The sequence below is a fragment of the Chitinophaga eiseniae genome, from assembly GCF_012641265.1.
Lineage (GTDB): Bacteria > Bacteroidota > Bacteroidia > Chitinophagales > Chitinophagaceae > Chitinophaga > Chitinophaga eiseniae_A.
The window spans coordinates 26,451-48,823 of the sequence record NZ_JABAHZ010000011.1; the positions used below are offsets into that span (position 1 = coordinate 26,451).

Consider the following 22,373-nt stretch of genomic DNA (forward strand, 5'->3'; position numbering starts at 1 on the left):
AAAAGAAGCAAAGGAGCAAAGAAATTTAATTTCTTTGCTCCTTTGCTTCTTTTTTGCTTTGCGTGATGCTATTCTTCTACCAACGGGAACCACAGGTTTACTCTTGTTCCCGATGCTTTTCCTTCTTCATCAGCAAGATCTTCAATGTCGAAGCTGGCATCTACATTAAAGCGGCTATTATAGAGCGATAAACGGTCCCGTGTAATTTGCAGTCCCCGTGACTGATGTCCGGGTCTATTTGCTTTCTTCATCGCAGCGGCCTTCTCTCTACCCACTCCATTATCTTCAATGGTACATAAAACGCGGTCATCTACCTTTTTAAAAGTGATAGTGAGATTTCCTTTCCCTTTTTCATGCACCAGGCCATGCCAGATGGCGTTTTCTACAAATGGCTGAATCACCATGGTAGGTACTTCTACCATATTGGCATCCAACGATGGATCGATGATAATTTCGTATTCAAATTCGTCGGAAAAGCGCAGCTTTTCCAATTCCATATAGTTTTCCAATACGCTCACTTCCTGCGCTACGGTGATATTATTGAGCTGGGAGTTATCCAATACGTTGCGGATCAGTTTTGCGAAGCGGCTCAGGTAAGATAACGCCTGTTCTGTTTCGCTTTTCATCATGAAAGTCTGGATGGAATTGAGCGCATTAAAAATAAAGTGCGGATTCATTTGCGCCCGCAGCGCTTTCATTTCCAGCTGTGCAATTTGTTGTTGTATCGCCTCCCGTTTCTTTGCTTCCCGCTTGATCCCAGAAATGCGCAGCCTGAAATACAGGTATACCAGGGAAGCTGCCAGCAGCAAGCATATCAACTGAAACCAACCTGTTTGCCAGAATGCCGGCTTAATAAACAGGCGAAGCGTAGTGATATGATCCGAAAAGGTACCCGCTGCATTTACCGCACGTACTTTAAACAGGTAATTTCCCGGTGGAAGATTGGTGTATTTAGCCACCAGTATATTGTCTGTCAACACCCAGTTTTCATCTACCCCTTCCAGTTGGTAATAATACCGGATGCGTTCCTGGTGGTATTGCAGGCTCTTAAACTCAATGCTGATAAAGTTTTGCTTATGGCTCAGTATTACCGGCAGGCTATCCCGCATGGCGGCCTGTATGAGGATGGTGCTGTCTAACGCCTTAAGATTTACAATCGTTACATCGGGAGGCGGCAGCGCTACCTGCAGGCTGTTGGGATCGAAGGTAACTACATGGTCAGAGGCGCCTACCAATAGATTGCCATTCTTTAAGCGGATCACCCGGCGGCGCACTTTCCGGGCATTGTCCACAATATCGTCGGCCTGTATAAATGTTTCCAGTTTATTTTCGGGGAGATAATAACGATAAAAACCATATTGCGTGGTAAACCATACCTCACTCTTATCACCCATCACCATACTCAGCACCCATTGGTCGAACAACTTGGTATTGGTAAGCAGCGGCCGGTAAGTTTGCCGGAGGGTATTATAAATCCACATACCATGATCGGTACCAGCCAACAATAAGCTATCGTTATAGCGTAGCAGGGAAGTAATATTGCTATATACCCTTGAGCTCCGGGTAAATGCTTCCCTGATGACGATGCAACGCTGCCGGGTGTTAAACAGCATGAGGCCTGCGCTGCTGGTGCCCAACCACAGCATAGAATCGTTTTCGGGCACAATATCCATCACAGATACCGGGCGCTTCAGGGAGTCGGTCAACTCATTGAATTGCCGGAAGGTATTCTGTTGTGGATTCCAGCTGGCCAATCCTCTTTTATAAAGACCTATCCAAACCGTGGTATCGTTTTGCGGTTGTAAATGCAAAGCCGTTTGTTCATATAGTACGGGAGAGGTTACATGTTTGATAAATTGTCCTGTAGCAGGATTAAAGAGAGAAAGATTCCCATTTTCCTGGCCTACCACGATAGTCCCGTCTTTTAACTCTGCAAAACTCCATACCAGGCCCCGTTCTTCAGGTAAAGAAGTGGTGGTATTCCCGGTGGAATTGTGCACATAGTTGTGTACCAGGTTCAAATCGGGTGTAAGGCGACTGAAGCCCTGGCCCCAGTAACCCACATATACATCGCCGTTAGCGGCCTGCAAAATGCCTGTCACTTCCGTTGCCGGGAGTTGCTCTTTCGTATTGGGGAAAACGGTACGGCTGTCGAGCAGGCGGAAGGTTTTATTGTGCAGACTGAGAATATTCACTCCGCGGTCGGTACCGATCCAAAGATGTCCTTCCCGGTCGCTCAGAAAACAGTTGGCTTCGTAGTTATAATGAAATCCTTTTTCATCGCTATTATTAGCGGTAATATTCAGGTCGAAACGGCCCAATGCACGGTTAAAATGGAAAATTCCGCCTTTTTCAGTGGCTGCCCATACGTTTTTGTCCCCATCATAAACAAGATCGAAAGTGTTGTCCAGCTCTCTTTTTACTTTTAGCAGGCGTTTTTCCAGCGGTGTTTCAAACGTATAGGCGTTTAGTTTATGGGAGGCCGGATCGAAACAGAAGAGTTGTCCACTGCGGCAGGCCAGCCATATCTGGTGATCGGCATCCGTATAGATTTTTTTAAACGTATTGTCTATGTCCAGTATAGGCAGGTGTTGCGGGTTATTAACGCGGCTGTATAAATTCTTCCTGTCCCGGTCCAGGATATAAACGCCGTGTTTTCCACTGAGCCAAAGGTTACCTGCTTCATCTTCCATGATGGCATCCATCATTTGTTCGCGATCAGCTTCGGGAATAATGGTCGCTTTCTGGAAATTAAAGGCTTTTTCGTTGAACCGCAGTAATCCATCATGCGTAGTAGCCCATATTACGCCGGCGTGGTCCTGCACAATCTGGCTACATTGCAGTCCTTCGGGACGCACATCTTTTTCGGCCACTTTCAACGTTTTCACCAGATCGGTTACAGGGTCATATACACGGACATTGTCCGGGGTTCCCATCCATATGCGTCCCTGGTGGTCTTCGCAGAGACAGATATCGTCGTAGTAAATGGAACCGGGCACGCGGTCGAAGCTGGCCACCGTCAGGAGATTGGTGCCATCGTATCTTTGCAGGGCGGTGCTGGCAATCCAGATAAACCCTTTTTTATCCTGCATAATAGCCGATACGTGATTACTGGCCAGGCCGTTGCTGATATCCAGGTGGGAAAAGTTGTACGAAACCTTGGACGGATGCTGTGCTACTGCATTGGGAAGGGCAACCATTATCCACAGCAGGTAAAAGATATACCTGGCTGCATGTTGCCACCGTGGGGCAGTTACCTTGACATGCATATGCATCATTACAATATCGGAGACAGTTGCAGTGCTGTAATAAATGTACTAAATGTTGTTGTTAGTTGTATGTCGTAAGGTGCGGGAAATAATGGCTGAAATGAAAAAGGACCTCTTTTCAGAAGTCCTTCTTGTACCACGTACGGGATTCGAACCCGTGATTCCTCCGTGAAAGGGAGGCGTCTTAACCCCTTGACCAACGCGGCATTTTTTGTTTGGGATTGCAAAGATAGGAAAATGTTTATTATTCCAAAATTTTTTTTCGATTTCTTCTCAAAGATAAGAAGATTATGCTTTCTACCATTCAAAAAACTGGCTTTCCTGGCTATAAGCTACCCCATCCCTACCCGCAGCCACGGGGCATTTGATCTATTTCAAGAAGACTTATTGCAATATTATCTCCCCCGAAAATATTTTTCAGGGAGAGAGATGCCCGGTACTAACCCCAAAGACTATACGATCTATTGTTTCAGGCCAGCGATCAGGTTAATGGTCAATGCCACCACAAACGTGTTGAGTGCAAACGACAGCAGGCCATGGGCCAGTGCCGTACGCCGGATCACCCGCCTGCTGATCTCTACATCCGATACCTGGAAAGTCATCCCGATCACAAAAGAGAAATAGGCAAAGTCGATATAATCCGGGTGCTTTTCACTCGGAAACTCCAGCCCACCGGCATGTTTGGTAACATCCGTCCCATCATCGTCATAGTATAAATTAGCGTAATGGAAAGTCAGCGTGGTATGTACCATCACCCAGGAAGCCAGCATGCCCGTAATCGCTACGGGCAAGTAAATCACCTTAGAACCGCCTGACACTTCTTTAGACAACATCAACAGCAGCACAATCACCAGGCTGGCAATAGAAGCCAATACCACGAAAAAGGATACAAATATCCGGCTGCCATCGTCTATCCTCGCCCAGGTACGCAACTCTTCTACCGTACGATTATAAAATACGATCCACCCTGTAACAATGTAAGAGATGGCAAATACATCCCATAACAATGTATACAGCACCAACGGATGAAAGCTGACATTCATTAATAAAAAGCTCACCAACACCAGGCCGGTGAACCCCAGGCTTACCAATACCCGCTGTAACGGGTGCATGCCGACCAATAACTTTACGGCCTTCTTTTTTCGCATAAGAACAACTTATAGATTAAAGATAGCCTTGTTTTTAAAGACATACCTATCCTGTGAAAAAATTATTATCCTATAAAAACAGTAGACTATTGTTTAACCCATTCAATTTCGTAAATTAGTACCACACTAATTAATGGCTATGAATCCCAACAACCGGCATACATTCCGGGATAACCCGGAAAGCCGTCAACAACAATGCCTTCGGGCATCCAGGTAATTATCAACCAGTATAGTAACTCCCCGGAGTGGTAAACTGCTCCTACTTTCAACATTAAAATCAATAGCATGAAATCAAAATTGTACGCCCTGCTATGGCTTTTCCTATTGTCCGTTACCGCTTACGGACAAACCATTGAAGGTACCGTTGCCGATAAGCAGCAACCACTCGCAGGCGCCTCTGTAAGAGTGATAGGCGCCAACACAGGCGCTGCCACCGACGCCAGCGGCCATTATAAAATAAAAGTACAGCCGGGTAAATATACACTCAGCGCCAGCTATATCGGCTACCAGGCCAGCGTGCAGGAAATAACTGTAGCCGCCGGCGAATCAGCTACCCTCAACTTTGTTCTTAAATCAACCGACGACCTGAACGAGGTGGTGGTACTGGGTTCCAGGAGTGCGCCACGCAGCCAGCTATCCACCGTGGTACCTGTAGACGTAGTGGATGTAAAACAAATAGCCCAATACTCCCCACAGGTAAGCATTAACCAGATACTCAACTATGTGGCGCCTTCTTTTACTTCCAACACCCAAACCCTGTCGGACGGAACCGACCATATAGACCCCGCTTCCCTTCGTGGTTTAGGTCCCGACCAGGTATTGGTACTCATCAATGGTAAAAGACGGCATACCACTTCCCTCGTTAATATCAACGGCAGCTTTGGTAAAGGTTCTGTAGGTACCGACCTGAACGCCATTCCAACTTCCGCTATCAAAAAAATAGAAATATTGCGGGATGGCGCCGCTGCCCAATATGGCTCTGATGCCATTGCGGGTGTTATCAACATTGTGCTCAACGACGAAGTAAATAAAGTAAATGTAGGCGTATCTACCGGCGCCTATGTATCCAAAAACTCCATCAATGGGCTCGATGGGCAAAATGTACAGGCCAACATCAACTACGGTCTGCCCCTGGGCGATAAGGGCGGATACATCAACCTGGCCGGCTCTTACGACTACCGCGATTATACCAATCGCACCGGCACCTTCTCCGGTACCATTTTCAACGACTATAACGATCCTGCCCTGGCAGCTACGCCAGGTAGTCCTACCGGAAAAGATATTACCGATGCAGAACTGGCCAAAAGAGGCCTTACACGCAAAGACTTCAACTCCCGTATAGGACAATCGGCCAACCGCGGCGGTAGCCTGTTCTTAAACGCTTCGTTGCCTATCAGCGACAAAGCAGAGCTGTATGTTTTCGGTGGACTCAACTATCGCCATGGCGAAGCAGCCGCGTTTTACAGAACGCCCTCCCAGCTTACCCAGAACAACGATACCATCTATCCCAATGGCTTCCTGCCACTGATTATAACTGATAACCGCGATAAATCGCTGGCTGCCGGTATCAGGAGCACACTGGGCGAATGGAAAGTAGATTTTAGTAATACTATCGGGCAAAATGCGGTAGACTTCAACGTAGATAATACACTCAACGCTTCTCTCCTGAAAGCCTCTCCCACTACCTTTGAGGCTGGTGGTTACCGTTTTCTTCAAAACACCACTAACCTCGATTTTACCCGGTTTTTCAAAGATGTGCTGAGCGGGATCAACGTGGCCTTTGGCGCGGAACATCGCTATGAAAACTACCGCATACTGCCTGGTGAAGCATCTTCCTACATTAACTACGGCAATGCCCTCAAAATAGGCACGGACGGGCAAGGGAACCCTATTCTCATTCCAGATCCGAAAGGAAATATCTCCACCCGCTTTGCAGCCAATGGCAGCGCATTTGCCGGCGGCGCCCAAAGCTTCCCCGGATTTAGTCCAGATAATGCCACCAACGCGTCCCGCACATCTGTAGCTGCCTATGGCGATGTGGAAGCCAACTTCACCGAAAAACTACTGGTAGATGGAGCCCTCCGCTTTGAAAATTATTCCGACTTTGGTTCCACCCTCAACTGGAAACTGGCCGGTCGCTACCAGTTCAGTCCCAAGTTCCTGCTGAGAGCCGCCGCCAGCACCGGCTTCAGGGCGCCTTCCCTGCACCAGCGCTACTTCAATGCCACCTCCAGTATATTCACCGATGGCGTATTCCTGGAGTCAGGCACCTTCACCAATGACAGCCGGGTAGCAGCTTTGCTTGGCATTCCTAAACTCAAACAGGAAACTTCATATAGCTATAGCGCAGGTATCACCAGCAACCTCGGACCGCTGAAATTAACGGTCGACGGCTATTTCATCCGGATAAACGATCGCATTGTTTACACCGGGCAGTTCTCCGGTAACAAAAACGGTACACCGCAGGAACAGGAAATCTACAATATCCTTCGCACCGCCAATGCTACTACAGCAAGGTTTTTCGCCAATGCTATCAACACAGAAACCAAAGGAGTAGATGTGGTAATTACGTATACCGTACATCCTGGCAAAGGTCATCTCCGGGCAGATCTCTCCGGCACGTTCGCCAAAACCAACCTGGTAGGACCTATTCACGCATCGCCACAACTGGCAGGCAAAGAAAGTACCTACTTTGACGCCGCGAGCCGCATCTATCTGGAATCTGCCGTTCCTCAAACAAAAGCCAACCTGTCACTGAATTATACTATTCAGAAATGGGGTTTCTTCCTACGCAATGTTTATTTCGGGAAAGTACAGGAAGCTACTAACGTAGTAACTGCACAGGATTGGTATAAAGGCAAAGTGGTAACTGATGTAAGTATAGGATACCGGTTTATCCCTGCCCTGGGGCTGACTATTGGCGCCAACAACCTGCTGGATATCTATCCTGATAAATTATCGGCAGCTAACCAAAGCTCCGGACGCTTTGTGTACAGCCGGGCATCACAACAGTTTGGCTTCAATGGCCGTTTCTTGTTTGCAAGGCTCAATCTCAGCTTCTAAAAAATGAAAGGAGACGCGGGCTCGCGTCTCCTTTCATTTTCTTATTCCAGGCTGTGGAGCACCTCCCGGTACGCTCTTAAAGCCATATCATCGGAAAGATTATCCGGATCGGCGATAAATGTTTTTAACGCCTGCTTATATTCTTCTTTAAATTGCCTGTTATTGCGACTTGCTTCATACTGTATCCGGGCTTTTTCCACCGGCTGCTTATTTTCATAGATAATTCTCGCCAAACCATAAGCAGATTCATCGCTTAGTATCACGATATTCTTTTCATAACCCGGGATATACTTCAGCACAAAAGCTTCATTGGCTGGCGGCAACAATATGGCGTTTCTTACCGGGTAAATAGCGGCCGACATCGTGGAAAATCCAGTAAGTACGTCTTCTCCATCAGGCGTTTTCACCAACACATCATAGTCATAAATAGGGTTGTCGTTGAGGGTGCTGTTAGTTTCTGATATCAATGTAACAATACCGGTTCCTTTAACGCCATAGGCGTTCAGAAACCAGGCATTCAGCATATGCGCCAGGAAAATATTGGCGATAGGCATCAGCAAAGTGAGGATACCAAAGATCAATTTTTTGGTAACGGCGTATAAGGCACCGAAAAACAATACTAACAATAAAAATGACCAGCCGGGATGATGGCTCAGAAAATACAGTACAGCAGAAATGGTTTGCATGGGTTACATCGTTTAAAAGTCCGGTTTTCCTTTACCAAACTTAACAATAAAACCCCACATGCTAAAAATAAGAGCAACGAACTTGTCTTAATGAAGTTCTTCTTGCATTATCCATTCTCTTAAAATAATACCCTACGGAAATTTCATGAGTCCCGTTATTGTAGGTGCGGTATTTATTCAGTGCATAGTCAAAAGCGTAACCGATCCGTAATTCCGGTATTACAAATACTTCCGCCATTGCCACGGCTGCACTGGATTTGGTGAGGCCTGGCTGTAAATCGGGTTTGTTATAAATATTCACGGCTGTACGATATCCACCACCGAGCCATACTATTTCCTTCAGCAGTACAAACATGTTCAGATCCAGGCTGGTCGGACCTCCGCGATCATCTTTCAGCAGGAATGAAGGTTTTAACATCACGTCATCATTCATGGGAAACAGGGCACCCGCCGTTAAATAATAGTGAGGCTTGGGCACAGGGATAAAATGTGCCAGTGGCTTATTTTTTGCCTGGTACTGTGCCGTAAGATTATCTGCCGAAAATCCAACAAACCAGTTAGCCGTTGAGTAATATATTCCGGCCCGCATGTCAAACAACAGCATATGCTGCGCAGCGCCAGTGATATTTGGCTCATTGGGATTGGTGAAATCGAGCTTGCCGGGATCGAGGCCCTGCTGTACAATACCGGCGCCTATACCGAGCGCCAGCCGGCCACTTTCTGTTCCTAATGGAATACGATAGGCATAGTTACCATAGGCTGCTAACTGGCTCTGGGCACCTATCTTATCGGACGACACCTGTAAGGCTAATCCAACCCGGTCGTCGTTTACATTGCCATCTATCGCCAGCGACATGGTTTGCGGCGCACCGGCAATACCTACCCATTGATCCCGGTAAAAGGCGTGCGCATTCAATTCCTGCCGGTATCCCGCGTAAGCAGGATTAATGTAAATCCCGTTGAAGATATACTGGCTGAATTGTGCATCTTGCTGGGCCTGCGCATACTGCCCGCCCACCAATAAGCTCACCAGGAAAACGAAATATTTTTTGATACACATAGTTGTTAAGGTTTCAGCAACGTGATATAACCTTTAAACTCCTGCCAGCGGCCAGTTCCATCTTTGACGCGCAGCAGGTAGAAGTAGGTCCCTTCATTCAATCCTTTACCACTCCAGTTTTGCGTATATCCTTTTTGTTCAAACACATGATTACCCCAACGATTCAGGATAGTCAGTTCATTTTCGGGGTATTGTTCCAACCCACTGATCACGAAAACATCATTGATCCCGTCGCCATTAGGCGTAATGGCGTTGGGGATATGTAATGGCAATACCAACAACTGATGCGTACTCTGGTTGTTCTGCGGCGCGTTATCCTGCTCCACAGCAGCTACCGTAGCGGTGTTGGTGATTTGACCGGCTGCTATCACTTTCACTTTTATCGAGAGGGATGCTGCCATACTTGCCTGTAAACTATTGATCTTCCATACCACCGTGTGATCATCCGGTTGGTAAGTAGCCGTTCCCAAAGTAGGCACAGACAAGAGTTCCAGGGATACCTGGGGAGGAAGTTTATCTGTCACCATAATACCGGTGGCATCTGCAGGGCCATTGTTAGCTATGGTGAGATAATAATTAAAAGTGCTGTTGAGTTTAAAGGCGCCGTTATCTGCGGTCTTGCTGATCTGCATATCAGCATCGGGGCCACGGCCGGTTATTTCGGCAATAATCACCGGGTCCGATAAATCTGAAATACATCCACCACTGCCATAAGCTTCCACGGTATATTTGCCCGGAGTGGCGGTAACGTAATCTTGCTGGAACGCTCCAGGCAATGCCATTCCGTCGCGGTACCACTGATACCGGGGGGCATTCACGGAGGTGGCAGACAATTTCACCTGCTGTCCGGGCATAATATACCTGATGGGGACCGACTGCCCGGCGGCAGTCAGGCCGTACCCACACAGGAACAATATGAAAGCAGTACCTCTCTTCAGCATACGCCTTTTACTGGATGGTAATAACAGGTTTACCTGGTTTCGGCGTAACAGTGATAACAGCGTCAGTGCCACTCGACTGCGTTATAGCAGAATAAGGAGTAGCACCGCATGTTTTTACTTTATAATTTACCTGTACACTATACTTATATTTCTTCTCCGTACCCGCAGAAGTCACCGCAGGATCTGTAATAGTGTAACTGCCCGTTGTGGTAGTGGCTACTTGTGTAGGCGGAGGCGGACTAGCAGTGGTTACGTCCTGTCTGTACCAAACATAGGAAAGATCAAAATCAGAAATCTGGAATTGCTTTAAACCTGGAACACTATTTAAGTTGCCATTAAACGCAACGGTGCTGGTCAGGTTAATTTGTTTAGCGGGAATCGTTGGTGCACCATCGGCTGCGCAATAGGTAAGGCTGGGGTTATTAGCCGGGTCTACTGCAGAAGTTACAGTGAGGTTTGGCAACACAAATACCGTAAATATCACCGGGTCTGCCGGACAGTTTGCCGTACCAGTCGCTGCAGTCACCTGGTAAGTATGCCAGCCGGGGGTAGCGCTGGCCACCACCAGCTTTTCGTTGGTTGGTGTGGCGGTAGCAGGTAAAGCTCCAGCGTTACCAGCGGCATCAATCTCCTGCCATTGCCAGCTGGTATAGTTAACCGCGGGGCTGCTGGTTGGGTCAGTAGTACTCGATGCCAATGTAAAACCAGATTGATCCACACAAAATAAGGTGGTACCTGTACTGGTGGAAGTACCCTTGGTAGGGTCATCTCCCACGGAAAGGTCGGCAGGCGCTTTTACAGGGATCGTTTGTGCATGGGCGTTGAGTGCAAAAAGCGATACCAAAGCTGCCAGTGCCAGTTTGAACAGGTTTCCACGGATAACAGGGATCAGTAAAACCGGGTAGAAAGACCGGCGCATTCCGAGAGTCGCAATTTTCATATGTTAAGGGTTTAATTGAATGGTTAATAAAGGGGCTCCGGGACGTGGAACCACGGTAACGTTAACGGGTATACGATTACTGGGAACGCTGTTGCAGCCACTTCTCACGGCTTCCACATAATAGGTATAGGTACCCGGACTGGTAATCACTGGCTTAAAAGAACTGCCGGTACCAAGCAGGGTCACATTATCCGATTTATACCAATTATAAGTAGCACAGGGATCTGTATTGGAAATATTAAGCTGTAGTTTACCCGCGTCTTTAATGCAGACAGGGTTAGCACTGGCACTGCCATTGATGGTGAGTCCATAAGTGGGAACTGGCATGATAGTTTTCACATCATAAATCCGCAGAGAAGATAACGCCCCTACCAATCCACCCATTGAAATATCAATGCGGTCAAAAGCTGCAGGGATAGCGGCCGATAAAACATACTTATTACCGGCGCCACTCAGAAGCCGTAAATTAAGCAGGGTGTTGGTATTGGTAATAGCGCTGCCTGCTGCTGTTTTCCCCAGGTAAGGTTGTATGGTAAAGCCAGTCAGCAAATTAAGATCCAGCAATCCCGCACCTGGGTCCTGCAATACGATGTAGATGGAGTCGCCCGGGCGGGTGGTGGTATTGAATAGTACGGTTTCAAATACTTGTGTCAGCACGGCGGCGCCGGTGTTCAATTGTGCATAAGTGCTGAGTGTAGGATCCACATCGATGGCGTTCCATTTATTGGTAACGGATCCTGTGGCGTTGGCGATGCTCAGTCCCCCCGCTCTTACGCCTGCGAGTACGTCAATGGGTTGGTTACAGGTGGCGGAGGTAGCATCCTGTAAAATATATGCGTCATACACTCCCATGCTGGCGCCAACAGATAATACGCCGTTGAGCGTAACCGATACGCCATCATAAGCCACTGGCGTTCCGGTGGTGGTTTGGGGAGTAAATGCAACTTCCATATCGCCGGCGCCACTGAGTACGGCCAATAAATCGCCGGCGGTGTAAGACTGACCTACCGGCTGTTCATTATGCGATGCGTCATACACAAATGGTTGCACGGTAAAGGAGCTTCCTAAGCCTACCAGGTTTACCGGGTAGTTGATCTTCACATATACAGGTGTTCCTGCAGTTACCTGGCTGTTGAAATTGAGATATTGGGTAGCAGTTACCAGCCCCAGCACGCCGAGCGCCGCACTTAAAGTAGAGTTAGTAGCAGGATTTCCGTCGGCTGCATTACCGCCACTGGTAACACTGGCTAAAACCGGCGTAGCCACAGGTCTTTGGCCGATAGCGTATTTCCTGATTTTAGGAACGGGGCAGCCGCTTTGTGCTGAAACAGAAGAAAATGGGAAAATGAGGGAAAAGAGACATAGTATAGTAGCATAGCGTAATCCCCTCGTCAATCGGGCTAGTTTGGTTGCAATCTCTATATTCAACAACACATAGAAAGGGATACGCATAAGGATATTAGTCGCTGTAATAACTGGGATATTTCCGGTACGGTATGACTAATGTACCCTAATAATCCACGGGAGAAACCGTTTCAGCGACTAATGAACAAAATGAATAATAACAGAAGATGAATGAAAATGCACAAAAAATATAAAACCAATAAATGTTTTACATGAAATTAATTACATATTAATATTTTTATCCACTTAATAAGAAGCAATATAAGTTTACAAAACTGGCATGGAATTATGCAGCTCCGGCTTTGCCTTCGAAACGGTCCGCAGGCAATTGTATTTGTGATATGTCTGTTGGATAAATGAGATCAGGGCATTCCAATATGAGTGGGCTAAAAAGAAAAAAGCTCCTCTAAAAAAGAGGAGCCTTCAGCTCTTTGGGACTGTATCCCATCTTGTACCACGTACGGGAATCGAACCCGTGACTCCTCCGTGAAAGGGAGGCGTCTTAACCCCTTGACCAACGCGGCATGTATCGTTTTGGGATTGCAAATGTAGGACGTTATTTTATATTTCCAAAAAAAATTTTGCTAACCTAAATTTATATTGATTAATAAGGGTATTGATTGTAAATTCGCTCTCGATTTTTTCATACTCAAATCACGATGTAAAATGGGAACTACTCTCAAAATTGGTATTAATGGTTTCGGTCGTATTGGCCGTTTGGTATACCGCCAAATTTACAAAATGCCCGGCATTGATGTGGTAGCTATCAATGACCTCACCAGCCCTAACGTGCTGGCGCATTTGCTGAAATATGATTCAGCACAGGGTAGATTCGATGCAGAAGTTAAGCATTCTGAAAACGCAATCAATGTGAACGGTGAAGATGTGAAAATATATGCACAGAGAGATCCGTCTCAAATTCCTTGGAAAGAGCATGACATCGATGTAGTAATTGAATGTACTGGTTTCTTTGCAGACAGAGATAAAGCTGCTGCACACATCACTGCTGGCGCTAAACGCGTAGTAATCTCTGCTCCCGCTACTGGTGATCTGAAAACGATCGTTTTCAATGTTAACCACGAAATCCTGGATGGTAGCGAAACCGTTATCTCCTGCGCTTCCTGTACTACCAACTGCTTAGCTCCTATGGCTAAAGTATTGCAGGACAAATTCGGTATCATCACCGGTTTAATGACTACCGTACATGCTTACACCAACGACCAGAACACCCTGGATGCTCCTCATCCAAAAGGTGACCTGCGCCGTGCCCGTGCTGCTGCCGCTAACATCGTACCTAACAGTACCGGAGCTGCTAAAGCCATCGGCCTGGTATTACCTGAACTGAAAGGTAAACTGGACGGTAATGCGCAACGCGTACCTACTATCACCGGTTCTTTAACTGAGCTGACCACCATCCTCGGTAAAAAAGTAACTGCTGACGAAATCAACGCAGCAATGAAAGGCGCTTCCAACGAGTCTTTCGGTTACACTGAAGATGAAATTGTAAGCTCTGACATCATCGGTATCCACTTCGGTTCCCTGTTCGACGCTACACAAACTAAAGTAATGACTGTAGGCGAACACCAAATGGTTAAAACCGTTTCCTGGTACGATAACGAAATGAGTTATGTATCTCAGCTGGTACGTACTGTGAAGTACTTCGCTGGTCTGATTACTAAATAATTATACCATGTACTCCCTGCTATTGCGGGGAGTCTTTAAATTCCGCGGGACTACACCATAGCAGCAATTGGCCAGATTTTTCTTTTTGGTTGTATACTTGCTTTGCGCTGTTGGTACCGCGGTTTTTTAATATTACCCCGTTCTCATGATCTTAAATTGATACATATGAGCAAATTTGCTGACTATAACTTTAATGGCCGCAAAGCATTGGTACGTGTGGATTTCAACGTTCCGCTGAACGATGAGTTCCAAATTACCGATGACACCCGTATGCGCGCAGCGGTTCCCACTATCCGGAAAATCCTGAAAGATGGCGGCGCCGTGATCCTGATGTCTCACCTGGGCCGCCCGAAAGATGGTCCTACCGATAAATATTCTTTAAGACACCTGGTATATCACCTCGTTAGCCTATTGGGTGGTATTACTGTAAAATTTGCATCTGACTGCGTAGGTCCCGTTGCCGAAAAAGCAGCTGCAGACCTGCAAATGGGCGAAGTGCTGTTGTTGGAAAACCTGCGTTTCCACAAAGCAGAGGAAAAAGGCGATCCGCAATTTGCAGAGCAGCTCTCCAAGCTCGGTAATGTATATGTAAATGATGCCTTCGGTACTGCACACCGTGCCCACGCTTCTACCGCAGTGATTGCGCAGTATTTTTCACCAGCTAACCGTATGTTTGGCTTGCTGATGGAAGCTGAAGTTAACAGTGCTACCAAAGTACTGGATAACGCAGCAGCTCCCTTTACCGCTATCCTCGGTGGCGCTAAAGTGAGTGATAAAATACTCATCATCGAAACCCTGATGGATCGCGCCAATAACCTCATTATCGGTGGCGGTATGGCTTATACTTTCCTCAAAGCCCAGGGCAAGGAAATTGGTAGCTCCCTCTGCGAAAATGATAAACTGGACCTGGCCAATCAACTGGTAGCCAAAGCAAAGGAAAAAGGCGTGAAACTCTTACTGCCTGTCGATTCTATCGCGGCTGATAAATTTGCACCAGATGCCAATACCCAGGAAGTATCCAACGATAATATTCCTGCGGGATGGATGGGACTCGACATAGGCCCTAAATCTGTAGCGCTGTTTGGCGAAACTATCGCCAATTCCAACACCATCCTGTGGAATGGTCCGATGGGCGTATTCGAAATGCCCGCCTTCCAGGCCGGTACCAAAGGAGTAGCCGAAGCTATTGTTGCAGCCACTGCCAAAGGAGCTTTCTCCCTGGTAGGCGGCGGTGACTCTGTGGCTGCGGTAAACCAGTTTGGTATTGCCGATAAGGTGAGCTACGTATCTACCGGCGGTGGCGCTCTGCTGGAATTCTTCGAAGGAAAAGTTCTGCCAGGAATCGCGGCTGTAGGCCAGCAATAAAACTTTAAAAACATTTAACATAAAGTAACAGCTACCAGTACGAATGGCGCCAGCATCATTCGCACTGGTAGCTGTTACTTTATAAGACGGAGCATAAAAATACCCCAACGTTTTTTAGTATTTTACCGACAACCATTCACTCTCGTGTCATGAACAAACGCCTGCTGTGGTATCCGGCCATCATCGGCTCTTTCGGGGTGCTCATCTGGATCATCCTGCAAAAAGGTCAATCGTTGCCCGTCAACTCCAATCATCTTGTTCCGGCTAAGCCGGTAGCCGCACCGCCCGCTACGGCGGGATGGTGGCATTACCTCGATAATCTTAAGCATCCACTGGGACTACTATTGCTGCAAATTATCCTGATTATGGTGGTAGCCCGTTTCTTCGGGATACTGGCCAATAAAATAAAACAACCAGCTGTGGTAGGTGAAATCATTGCAGGCGTATTACTGGGCCCTTCCCTGCTCGGTTGGATCGCGCCTTCCTTCTCCGGCTTTATTTTTCCGGTGGAATCGTTGAAGAACCTGCAATTCCTCAGCCAGATAGGCCTGGCCTTTTTTATGTTTATAGTGGGCATGGAGCTCGACATCAGTAAAATCAGGCATAAAGCCCATGATGCAGTGATGATCAGCCATGCCAGCATCATTGTGCCTTTCTTCCTGGGCGTTTGGCTGGCTTATTTCCTCTTTACCCGCTTTGCGCCTGCTAATGTGAGCTTCCTCTCTTTTGCACTGTTTATGGGCATCGCCATGAGTATTACCGCCTTCCCGGTACTGGCGCGTATTGTACAGGAAAGAAAATTAACCCATACTCCCCTCGGAATTATGGCTATCACCTGTGCAGCCGCAGATGATGTAACTGCCTGGTGTATCCTTGCAGTGGTAGTAGCCATTGTGAATGCCAGTGGCCTGATGAGCGCATTGGTCACCATTTGCCTCGCCCTGGTATTTGTAGCACTGATGCTGCTGGTAGTTCGCCCATGGCTGAACAAAGTAACCGCCTCCCTGATGTCCAAAGGACGTGAGAAAGCGGCGGTGTCCACTATATTTTTTATGTTGCTGATCTCTGCCTGGGTGGCAGAGGTAATCGGTATTCATGCACTGTTTGGCGCGTTCCTGGCGGGTGTAATCATGCCTGCCTCCAATAATATCAAACAACTGCTTACTGATAAACTGGAAGATGTGAGCGTTATGCTGCTGCTACCCATCTTTTTTGTGTTCACCGGTTTAAGAACGCAAATCGGTTTGCTGAACCAGGGCGATCTCTGGATCGTTTGCAGTATTATCATGCTGGTAGCAGTAACAGGAAAATTCGGCGGTAGTGCCATCACCGCCCGTTTAATGGGACAGTCCTGGCGGCAATCGGTAGCCATCGGCGCCCTGATGAATACCCGTGGATTAATGGAATTGGTGGTGTTGAATATTGGCTTTGACCTGGGCATCCTGTCGCCCGAAATCTTTGCCATGCTGGTATTGATGGCCCTGGCTACTACGTTTATGACTGGCCCATTGCTGGACCTGGTAGCGATGAGCGAAAAACGGAAGCAAAGCTTAACCACTTTATAAATCAATCCATCATAAAACAAGAGAGGGAGCTGATGATCAGCTCCCTCTCTTGTTTTATCGTATACCCATTCGGGTGATTATCTCTTCTTTTTCTTAGCAGTGTGCTTTTTTGTGGTATGATGCTTCTTTGCTGCTGAATGATGTTTCCTGGAAGAATAAGTAGTTTTCTTGGCTACGGTTGTTTTTTCTGCCATTTTCACCGGAGGTGGGAATTTAGATTTATCTACTCCTACTGCTTTATCATCCAGTGTCATCTGTACAGATTCTTTCAGCATCTCATCTTTCTCCGCCATGAACTGCTTCATTTTCTCTTTCGGAATACGCAGGTCGTAAGAATTTTCTGCACTACCCATTGCTTTGGCAAACCCCGGGTTGAAGCGGTCTAATTCTGGCACAGACATATCCAGTTTCTTTGCAATAGCTTCCAGGCGATATTTACCAGTGACGTTGATTTCAACGGTGTTGAAAATTTCGTCTTCTGTTAATGGTCCTCTTGCTACAGGTGCGGCCATGTTTTCACCAGCCGGCATATTTACCGTAATGGTAGGATTTACATCGTCGCTTACACCGAAGAAGTTATTGAACCTGTCGAGAATATAACCAGTAGCAATAAATTTGTATACGTGGTTACGGGATTCTGCTGGCAGGAAATACTGCATTCCCCAGAAGTCCTTACGTCCGCTGGCATTGATAGCACGTTGAACGCCACCTGCGCCACAGTTGTAAGCAGCTACCACCAATAACCAGTCGTCGAACTGTGCATACAGCTGGTTCAGGAACTGGGCAGCAGCCAGGGTAGATTTATAAAAGTCTTTTCTTTCATCCACTTTCTTACCTACACTCAAACCAAAAATGCGGGCGGTACCGGCCATAAACTGCCAGGCACCTACTGCACCTACCCTGGAACGGGCGTTGGTATTAAAGCTGGATTCAATCACTGCGAGGTATTTCATTTCTTCCGGGATACCATTATCACGGAATACTTTTTCAATCATATTGAAATAAGGCTGCCCCTTATCAATCATGATTTGCAGGTGTTGACTATACCGGGTCGCATAATTACTCACATAACCTGCTACCAGGTTATTATTAATTTGCTCATACACCTTCGCGCTACGAATGGTGTTAGGCAAACTTTGGGCGGCCTTTCTAACGGCCACCGATGTGGGAGATGCAGGTACTGAATCCTTAGGTAAATGCACCTTATGACTCAGTCTCACAACTGAAGTATCTGGCGCTCCTATTGGATACACCATCTCTTTAGGATTGCTATTGCTTCCCTTCACTTCCAACCCCACTAAACTTGTTGCTGGCAACAGCAGTAGTAAAAAGATTTTTCTCATACAATTTATTTTAAACAACAGTAACCTGTTCTTTAGCCATAATCTGATTGGCTATGTGCAACAAGTTTGCTTCGCTAAACTTCTTTGTGATGATCTGTACACCATATGGCATTCCATTCGAATGCCGGCTCAAAGGAACGGATATTGCCGGAACCCCTGCCAGATTTGCCAGTACCGTATAAATATCGGCCAGGTACATGGCTATAGGGTCATCTGTCTTCTCCCCTAATTTAAATGCCGTAGACGGCACCGTTGGCATTAAAATGGCGTCGTACTCTTCTAATATTTCGTTGAGTTTTTCTGTAACAAGACGCCTAACCTGTTGTGCCTTAGTATAATATGCGTCGTAATATCCCGCACTCAGCACAAAAGTCCCCAGTAATATACGACGTTTTACCTCTTTTCCAAACCCCTCTGATCTACTTTTTTTGTAAAATTCAATGAGATCCAGGTGCTGTTCGGCCGTTCTATGCCCATATTTTACCCCATCGTAACGGGATAAATTAGACGATGCTTCAGCAGTAGTAAGCACGTAATAGGCCGGAACTACATAGTCGAGATATTCAAAACTTCTTCCTGATACCGTATGGCCTAATGATTGCAAACTTTCAAAGAAATCAATATAGCCATCCTTCATCTCTGCGTCCAGTCCGTCATGGTACTGGGCATCTCTTAAATACGCAAATTTGAACGTTTTATTGTCCTCCAGGGCAGCTTTATAATCGGGTACTGCTTGTTGAGAAGCGGTACTATCAAACTCATCTGGTCCTGCGATCACCTGTAAAACAGCGGCCACATCAGCAATATCTTTGCCAAAAATACCGATCTGATCAAATGAAGATGCGTAGGCAATAAGTCCATACCGGGAAATGCGGCCATAAGTGGGTTTTAACCCTACAATACCGCAAAAATCAGCCGGCTGGCGAACAGATCCCCCCGTATCACTTCCCAGGCTTACCTGGCATAAATCTGCCTGTACGGCTACTGCCGAACCACCGGAAGATCCTCCCGGAACACGGGAATTATCCAGGGCATTGAGGGTAGGCCCAAAAGCAGAATTTTCATTGGTAGACCCCATTGCGAATTCATCGCAGTTGAGATTACCAATGATAATAGCATCTTCCGCCAGCAACCGCTCAATGGCTGTAGCAGAAAACAAAGAGGTAAACCCTTCCAGTATATGGGAAGCGGCACTTACATTATGGCCTTTATAGCAGATAACATCTTTAATACCTATCACCACTCCTGCCAATGCACCCAGCTTTTCTCCGTTTTTTAAACGGGTATCCAGCATTTGTGCCTTTTCCAGGGCTTCCTCCTCATACACTTCCAGGAAGGCATTTAAATGTTTTAGCTGTGCAATACGGTCCAGGTAATAACGAACCTGCTCCATACAGCTTGTACTGCCGGCGTATAATGCTTTATGAAAAGTAGTTATACAGCTGAATTCAGACAAGGCTAAACCAGTTAAAATTGAAACTAATCAGTAAAACCCCGCAGGGTGTTGGCAATCAATTACGCGTTGTGATGCGGATCTACAGCTTCCTTAGTAGGAACATCAGTAGTAGCCGGTGCAGAAGGCTGAACAGGCTTTTCTCTCATACCTTCTTCTATCTCCTGGCGCACATTGTTTTTGGCGTCATTAAATTCACGGATACCTTTACCCAGGCCACGCATTAATTCAGGGATTTTCTTGCCTCCGAAAAGCAGCAATACTACCACTGCAATTAAAAGCAGCTCGGACATACCAATATCCTGGAGAATCAAAAATGATGATTTAACAAAAACAGCTGTCATCGTCTCAAAAATTTATATTGTTCAGTCAACAAAGATAGCGCATAAAATCGGCTTTTTTACCCCTCCAGACAGTCCTGACAGAGTTTTAATACCTTTTTAAGCACACGAAAAAAGCGGCACCGGAACGGTCCCGCTTTTAACAAATTTCCCTGTATTTATACTAAACCCTTTTTTCTTTGATACGGGCTTTCTTACCAGCTCTTTCGCGCAGGTAGTAAAGCTTAGCTCTTCTTACCTTACCCACCTTGTTCAACACGATACCATCGATATGAGGAGAGTAAAGCGGAAACAGTCTTTCCACACCAATGCCATCAGAAATTTTTCTAACAGTGAAAGACATAGTTGATCCTGTACCCTGGATCTTCAATACATCACCTTTAAAGGACTGAATCCTTTCTTTATTACCTTCCACGATTTTATAATTGACAGTGACGTTGTCGCCTGCTTTAAACTTCGGGTACTGTTTGTTAGCTGTCAGTTGTTCGTGAACAAACGAAATTGCGTTCATCTTTCAAATATTTATGGGAGTGCAAAAGTAAGTCAAGAAATAGCATTTACCAAATTAAAAACCAAGAAATTATGCATCTCAAATGGCAAAGCGATCTATATGACCTATAAATCATTATGTTATAACAGGTCGGGCCTGCGTTGTTTTGTTCTTTCTACCGATTCCTGGTGTCGCCATTCCTCGATTTTTTTGTGATCTCCGCTCATGAGTACCTCCGGCACCTTCCATCCGCGGAACTCCTCGGGGCGGGTATACACCGGCGGCGCCAGCAGGTTATCCTGGAAAGAGTCGGTCAGCGCACTGGTTTCATTGTTGAGCACACCCGGCAGCAAACGCCCGATGGCATCTACCAGTACGGCTGCTCCCAGCTCTCCCCCACTCAGTACGTAATCGCCGATAGAAATTTCTTTGGTGATAAAATGATCCCGGATACGCTGATCGATGCCTTTATAGTGCCCGCAAAGCATCAGCAAGTTGCCTTTGAGCGACAGCTGGTTGGCCATCTTCTGGTTCAATGTTTCCCCGTCGGGCGTCAGGTAAATGATTTCATCGTACTGTACCTTAGCCTGCAGTGATTCGATAGCATTGACAATAGGCTCCAGCATCATGACCATACCAGCACCACCGCCAAACTGGTAGTCGTCTACCTGGCTATGTTTGAGCGTAGAGTACTGCCTGAGCGGATGTACATGCACTTCCAGCAAACCTTTGGCCTGTGCTCTCTTCATAATGGAATGAGACAGCGGACTTTCCAGTAATTCCGGTAGTACGGTGATTATATCTATTCGCATGCTTTCGGCGTATTTAACTGGTATACAACTCAATCAGGCCATCGGGCAGATTCAGATATACCTTTTGATTTTTCTTATCCACTTTTACCAGCGACTGTTCATTCACCGGCAACAGGGCTTCTTTTCCCTTTATAAACACCTTCACCAGTATCTGCATCGGCATTTCAATCACTTCCTCAATCGTACCCAGGGGGCCGTATTGCTCGTCTTCTGCCTCGTATCCCAGCAATGCCAGGGGAGCAGAGGAAGCCGTTTGCTGCTTGAAATCTTCCTCTTGCAGGTATACCTGTGCCGGCATGAGCTTTTGTGCCGCTTCCTTCGTATCTATGCCTTCCAGCTTGATATACACGCTTTCGCTGTCTTTTACTGATACCTGCTGGATAAAATAGGGAATAAAGCTGTTTTTCCGCTCTTCCAGGAAAATAACGGTAACCCCCTTCAGCGCTGATCTTTTGCCCAGGCTATGCCTTAAAACCAGGTCGCCCTGTAAGCCATGCGCCGAAGCCAGCTTACCTATACTAAAATAGTTACTCATGTTTTCCGCTGTTAGCCTTTGTATTACTGCCTTTCCGGTGTGGAAACTGGCTCGTAACAAAAATTAAAAAAGGAAATATTTGCGATTGCAAATATTTCCTTTTTCAGGTATTGTTAAAACGTTGCCGTTTTATGCTTCTGTACCTTCTCCTTCTGCCGGAGCTTCAGTAGCTGGAGCCGGAGTGTCTTCTACCTTTCTTACGATTGGAGCTGCCATTCTAGCTTTTTTGTGACCGTCGCGACGGGCAGAAACTTTTTGTTCGTGTTCAGCCTGCC

Annotated in this window: 17 protein-coding genes and 2 tRNA genes; 4 read left to right on the forward strand and 15 right to left on the reverse strand. The window is 46.6% G+C overall.

Annotation, left to right across the window (positions count from 1 at the left end; translation table 11 throughout):
• Nucleotides 1-68 precede the first annotated feature (68 nt).
• The 3 genes from HGH91_RS28595 to HGH91_RS28605 form a co-directional block, all read right to left on the reverse strand.
• Nucleotides 69-3,269: a sensor histidine kinase gene (locus tag HGH91_RS28595; RefSeq protein ID WP_168742679.1), complete on the reverse strand. Its 3,201-nt coding sequence runs from the start codon at nt 3,267-3,269 to the stop codon at nt 69-71.
• A gap of 134 nt (nt 3,270-3,403) precedes the next feature.
• Nucleotides 3,404-3,475 (reverse strand) — tRNA-Glu (locus HGH91_RS28600).
• A 255-nt stretch (nt 3,476-3,730) separates the two neighbouring features.
• Nucleotides 3,731-4,417 (reverse strand): DUF1345 domain-containing protein, encoded by a 687-nt coding sequence (locus HGH91_RS28605; RefSeq protein ID WP_168742680.1) that lies wholly within the window; start codon nt 4,415-4,417, stop codon nt 3,731-3,733.
• Between the two features lie 285 nt (nt 4,418-4,702).
• Between HGH91_RS28605 and HGH91_RS28610 the strand changes: the two genes are divergently transcribed.
• Nucleotides 4,703-7,480: a TonB-dependent receptor gene (locus tag HGH91_RS28610; protein WP_168742681.1), complete on the forward strand. Its 2,778-nt coding sequence runs from the start codon at nt 4,703-4,705 to the stop codon at nt 7,478-7,480.
• A 41-nt stretch (nt 7,481-7,521) separates the two neighbouring features.
• Here HGH91_RS28610 and HGH91_RS28615 read toward each other — a convergent pair whose 3' ends face one another.
• From HGH91_RS28615 to HGH91_RS28640, 6 genes are all read right to left on the reverse strand, one after another.
• Nucleotides 7,522-8,166, reverse strand: coding sequence for a hypothetical protein (locus HGH91_RS28615; protein WP_168742682.1), 645 nt, complete (start codon nt 8,164-8,166; stop codon nt 7,522-7,524).
• 61 nt (nt 8,167-8,227) lie between these two features.
• Nucleotides 8,228-9,226, reverse strand: a complete 999-nt coding sequence (locus tag HGH91_RS28620) for a type IX secretion system membrane protein PorP/SprF (protein WP_168742683.1) — start codon at nt 9,224-9,226, stop codon at nt 8,228-8,230.
• A 5-nt stretch (nt 9,227-9,231) separates the two neighbouring features.
• Complete coding sequence (locus tag HGH91_RS28625; protein WP_168742684.1) at nt 9,232-10,239, reverse strand: gliding motility-associated C-terminal domain-containing protein; 1,008 nt, start codon at nt 10,237-10,239, stop codon at nt 9,232-9,234.
• On the reverse strand, nt 10,175-11,107 hold the full coding sequence (locus HGH91_RS28630) for a hypothetical protein (RefSeq protein ID WP_168742685.1): 933 nt from the start codon (nt 11,105-11,107) through the stop codon (nt 10,175-10,177). The genes HGH91_RS28625 and HGH91_RS28630 overlap by 65 nt, the downstream gene beginning before the upstream one ends.
• A 3-nt stretch (nt 11,108-11,110) precedes the next feature.
• Entirely contained in the window at nt 11,111-12,559 is a 1,449-nt protein-coding gene (locus HGH91_RS28635; RefSeq protein WP_168742686.1) for a hypothetical protein, read from the reverse strand.
• A 404-nt stretch (nt 12,560-12,963) separates the two neighbouring features.
• A tRNA-Glu gene (locus HGH91_RS28640) sits at nt 12,964-13,035 on the reverse strand.
• Between the two features lie 142 nt (nt 13,036-13,177).
• Between HGH91_RS28640 and gap the strand changes: the two genes are divergently transcribed.
• From gap to HGH91_RS28655, 3 genes are all read left to right on the forward strand, one after another.
• Nucleotides 13,178-14,194 carry a type I glyceraldehyde-3-phosphate dehydrogenase gene (gene gap / locus HGH91_RS28645; RefSeq protein ID WP_168742687.1) on the forward strand — a complete coding sequence of 339 codons (1,017 nt, stop codon included), beginning with the start codon at nt 13,178-13,180 and terminating at the stop codon, nt 14,192-14,194.
• A 165-nt stretch (nt 14,195-14,359) separates the two neighbouring features.
• Nucleotides 14,360-15,559, forward strand: a complete 1,200-nt coding sequence (locus HGH91_RS28650; RefSeq protein WP_168742688.1) for a phosphoglycerate kinase — start codon at nt 14,360-14,362, stop codon at nt 15,557-15,559.
• A 149-nt stretch (nt 15,560-15,708) separates the two neighbouring features.
• Nucleotides 15,709-17,124: a cation:proton antiporter gene (locus HGH91_RS28655; protein WP_168742689.1), complete on the forward strand. Its 1,416-nt coding sequence runs from the start codon at nt 15,709-15,711 to the stop codon at nt 17,122-17,124.
• A 77-nt stretch (nt 17,125-17,201) separates the two neighbouring features.
• Here the strand turns inward: HGH91_RS28655 and HGH91_RS28660 are convergent, their stop codons facing one another.
• The 6 genes from HGH91_RS28660 to rimM form a co-directional block, all read right to left on the reverse strand.
• A complete protein-coding gene (locus HGH91_RS28660) occupies nt 17,202-18,467 on the reverse strand; it encodes a lytic transglycosylase domain-containing protein (RefSeq protein ID WP_168742690.1) in 1,266 nt (421 codons plus the stop codon).
• 10 nt (nt 18,468-18,477) lie between these two features.
• Nucleotides 18,478-19,923, reverse strand: a complete 1,446-nt coding sequence (gatA, locus tag HGH91_RS28665) for an Asp-tRNA(Asn)/Glu-tRNA(Gln) amidotransferase subunit GatA (RefSeq protein WP_168742691.1) — start codon at nt 19,921-19,923, stop codon at nt 18,478-18,480.
• Nucleotides 19,924-19,982: 59 nt separating this feature from the next.
• The gene (locus HGH91_RS28670) at nt 19,983-20,264 is read right to left on the reverse strand and encodes a twin-arginine translocase TatA/TatE family subunit (RefSeq protein ID WP_145660364.1); all 282 of its coding nucleotides are present in this window, start codon (nt 20,262-20,264) and stop codon (nt 19,983-19,985) included.
• A gap of 160 nt (nt 20,265-20,424) precedes the next feature.
• Complete coding sequence (gene rplS / locus HGH91_RS28675) at nt 20,425-20,772, reverse strand: 50S ribosomal protein L19 (RefSeq protein WP_079473603.1); 348 nt, start codon at nt 20,770-20,772, stop codon at nt 20,425-20,427.
• 119 nt (nt 20,773-20,891) lie between these two features.
• Entirely contained in the window at nt 20,892-21,563 is a 672-nt protein-coding gene (gene trmD, locus HGH91_RS28680; protein ID WP_145660367.1) for a tRNA (guanosine(37)-N1)-methyltransferase TrmD, read from the reverse strand.
• Nucleotides 21,564-21,576: 13 nt separating this feature from the next.
• Nucleotides 21,577-22,098 (reverse strand): ribosome maturation factor RimM, encoded by a 522-nt coding sequence (gene rimM / locus HGH91_RS28685; RefSeq protein WP_168742692.1) that lies wholly within the window; start codon nt 22,096-22,098, stop codon nt 21,577-21,579.
• Nucleotides 22,099-22,373: the final 275 nt, after the last annotated feature.